Raw genomic sequence first — 3251 nt, 5'->3', positions numbered from 1 at the left:
ATCTACTGAGCAAACTGAGTTGATGGCTGCAGCAAAAATTTGAGCGTAGGTAGAGCCACTAGCCTAGATCTGTTATCCGATACTGATACCACGCCTGCCACTGACATTACAGCCTCTGCCACTTTGCAATCGGATCACGACCTCTACACCGAACCGACTAGTGATCCCACTCAGACCAACCCATGGACAGGGCAGCCAACTTTATGTATTTGAATGATCCTAACGATGCAACGGCAATCCTGCCTTACACTGATGAACATTACATTCATTACCCAACAGCTACTGGCTGGACAGGATACGTTTATTACGTTACTGATGATGCGGCCCGTGGGTCTGAATTTGGAACAAAAGGTTTTCATCAGCTACATCTCTGGTATGCTGGCGACCCTTCTAAGGGATATGCAATTGCACCGTTTGAAACACCCGGTAACCCTGCTGTTGATACTTATTACCACCTTTATCCTGATCCACAGCAGGCCACAATCGTCTATCTTGATGACACCACTCATAAAATGCTTCACTATACAAATCTCAAAGGTGGGCGGACCTCTTCGATTTCAAACTATGATCAAACCAACATTTTGAACGCATATGCAAATCTTGGTTATGAAGTGGTTAGCAATGATTTTACAAAAGGATTTAAATATGGAGACGGCACTACAAAGCAGCAATTTCTTGTTCATTTAAAGCACAAAATTGCTACGGCAACGGTTACGACGCCAGGTAAAACGGGGCAGCCGTTTGATCCTACAGTGCCAAATGGTCCAAAGTGGCCGAACGGTTTTGAAAAAGATTCTTTAAACAAGGTTGTTACGCAAACCGTTCACTATGTTTATACCGACGGCACAAAGGCGGCGGATGACAAAACCGATCAAGTGACGTTTACGCGGACAGGGACCATTGATGAGGTTACAGGCGACAGTTTGTATCAAGCATGGACTGCAACCAACGGGGATACGACGTTTAATAAAAAAATTTCGCCTGTAATCACCGGTTATACGCCCGATCATCAGTCAGTCGACGAAGTCACAGGTCTGACGGAAACTAGTGCTAATGTAGTGACAACTGTAACGTATGCGATAAATAAAGAGACAGCTAAGGTCACATACATTGACGATGCAAATGGTCAAACGCTAGAAACCAAAGATCTGAGCGGTAATTTCAATACGACGGACTCATATCGAACAAAGCCAACGATTGATGGCTATTTAGGCAATGGCTACACATTTGTCAGTGATAACTACCCAACTGATGGGGTTGTCTATAGCCAGGATGGCACTGTGCAACAATTCTACGTTCACTTAATTAAGAAGACTGCGCCAACGGAACCAAATAAGCCATCGACGCCAGAGAAAACGAATGTACCGAACAAGCCATCGACGCCGGAGAAACCAGACGTACCAAATAAGCCGTCAACTCCGAAAAAGCCAAACGTACCAAACAAGCCTGCTACTCCGGAAAAGCAGAACATTCCAAACGTGCCAACAACTCCTGAAAAGGTTGATGTCCCTTCGACACCGGACCAGCCTAGTGTTCCTGTTACGTCGATTCACTTAACGCCATCTGTACCGGTCGCAACGCCAGTACAAGGACAACCAGGAAATCCTTACCAGCCAAGTAACGCTACTAACAATGGAGTAATCAATACGTCGACTAATACAGGATCTAAAGTTAACAACGGTGCTGTTAATTCACCAGAATTACCTCAAACTGGTGAAAACAATAGTCAAAGTCAAACAATTTCATTTATTGGTATTTTGTTGGCAATGTTTGGAAGTTTACACGGTTTTCTTGGTATCAAGAAACGTCGTAATGATTAACCATTAAATAAATATATCTGTAGCGAATATAGATTATTTAAAGAGGACCCTGAAGAATAATAATATTCTTCAGGGTCTTTATTTGGCTCTACGTCGGCAAGAATGTCAATAGGCCGGACAAAAGAAGTTACGTTCTGACGAAGGCACTTGGTTATTTCTTAAATTCACGCATCATCAGGTCTTTTACCAGTGTTTTATTTGTTTTGATGTGACCGAGGAACGACAAACAAAGTTGCGAGATAAACCCAGTTTTGATTGATCAGGTGAATATAGCTGATGTCAGTGGTAACGACCCCAGATAAATCAGCTAGATGTCTCATTAAATTAGGCTTCTGCGATGTGTCAGTATTGGTTGTAGGCTTTTTAGGACGTTTGCGATACATAGTCGATTGAATGCCTAATTCATGCATGACCTGCCAAATCGTTCGGCAAGAATGTCAATGGTCCGGACAAGAATTGTACGGTTGGACGTGCGGACGTTTTGGGGCTCAAATCGTCAGTGTGGTTTGTGGGATAAATCTTCATTTGCACACCGAAACCGGAGGTGCCCGCTTCTTCTGCATCAGCATAATCAATCCCAACGCTAACCACTTCACCTTGTACTTGATGGTGACGAAGTCTGCCAGCAACCTGATCAGCAATCTCGCTAAGCACGACTTTAATCTCCTTTGCCTACGTGTAATCACACATGAGCACCTGACTATTGCCATAGTCTTTTTTCACATTTACTGGGTGGTAACTTTAATTATGCAATCTAAGGATGCCAATGATTTAGAAGCTAATATCAAGCGAGCTTTTTCCGCTCATGCCGATGCGGTTGTGCTGTTGGTGGATCACACTAAAATCGGTAAGCATCAACTATACATGAGTGCACCAATGAGCGCGATTAACTACATTGTTACCGATAAATCGCTACCCGAAACGATCTTCAATACAGCTCGGAACAATCATGTTAAAGTTTTGAGGGTCTAGAATTTTGGTGTTGGAAAGTATTTCCATTCCAAAAGTACTAGGCCCTAATTTAAAAAGCCATTGATAGTGGATCAAAAAGTGGCCAATAAGGTATACCCTATTGGCCTTTTATTTCTGTGCTATACTAGGAATTGCAAGTGTTCATTAGAACTGTCCAAAAGGAGAACTGGAAATGGCTAAAATCGGTTATGCGCGTGTGAGTTCCAAGGAGCAACATTTAGATCGACAGCTAGCGGCCTTAAAAGGCGTTGATAAATTATTTACGGATAAATTAAGTGGAGCTAACACTAATCGGCCAGAACTGCAAAAATGCTGGCCTATATTCGTGAGGGTGATATTGTAATGGTCACTGAATTAGATCGCTTAGGCAGAAACAACCAGGATTTAACTAAGATCATGAACACCATTCAAAATAAGGGGGCCACCCTAGATGTGTTAAATTTGCCGTCCATGACAGGG

General features: G+C 42.9%; 2 protein-coding genes and 2 pseudogenes. 3 read left to right on the top strand and 1 reads right to left on the bottom strand.

Going from position 1 to position 3251, the window contains the following annotated elements; all coding sequences use genetic code 11:
- Window positions 1–203: 203 nt before the first annotated feature.
- Window positions 204–1820, top strand: coding sequence for a mucin-binding protein (locus tag JCM17471_RS12965; protein ID WP_054778154.1), 1617 nt, complete (start codon window positions 204–206; stop codon window positions 1818–1820).
- A gap of 489 nt (window positions 1821–2309) precedes the next feature.
- Here the strand turns inward: JCM17471_RS12965 and JCM17471_RS12960 are convergent.
- Window positions 2310–2537: pseudogene (locus tag JCM17471_RS12960) on the bottom strand (DinB/UmuC family translesion DNA polymerase); the annotation flags it as partial.
- 30 nt (window positions 2538–2567) lie between these two features.
- On the opposite strand from JCM17471_RS12960, the gene JCM17471_RS15625 reads away from it, so the two are divergent.
- Window positions 2568–2792, top strand: a complete 225-nt coding sequence (locus JCM17471_RS15625; RefSeq protein WP_054778153.1) for a DeoR/GlpR family DNA-binding transcription regulator — start codon at window positions 2568–2570, stop codon at window positions 2790–2792.
- Window positions 2793–2964: 172 nt separating this feature from the next.
- Window positions 2965–3251 (top strand): annotated as a pseudogene (locus tag JCM17471_RS12950) (recombinase family protein); the annotation flags it as partial.

Source organism: Lacticaseibacillus saniviri JCM 17471 = DSM 24301 (genome assembly GCF_001311785.1).
Classification (GTDB): domain Bacteria; phylum Bacillota; class Bacilli; order Lactobacillales; family Lactobacillaceae; genus Lacticaseibacillus; species Lacticaseibacillus saniviri.
The sequence above is the reverse complement of the archived record's forward strand: the minus strand, read 5'-3'. Positions and strand labels throughout refer to the sequence as shown.

Excerpts from the sequence above, each read along its gene's own strand:
- JCM17471_RS12965 (WP_054778154.1), top strand. The coding sequence starts at position 204 with ATGTATTTGAATGATCCTAACGATGCAACGGCAATCCTGCCTTACACT.
- JCM17471_RS15625 (WP_054778153.1), top strand. The coding sequence starts at position 2,568 with ATGCAATCTAAGGATGCCAATGATTTAGAAGCTAATATCAAGCGAGCT.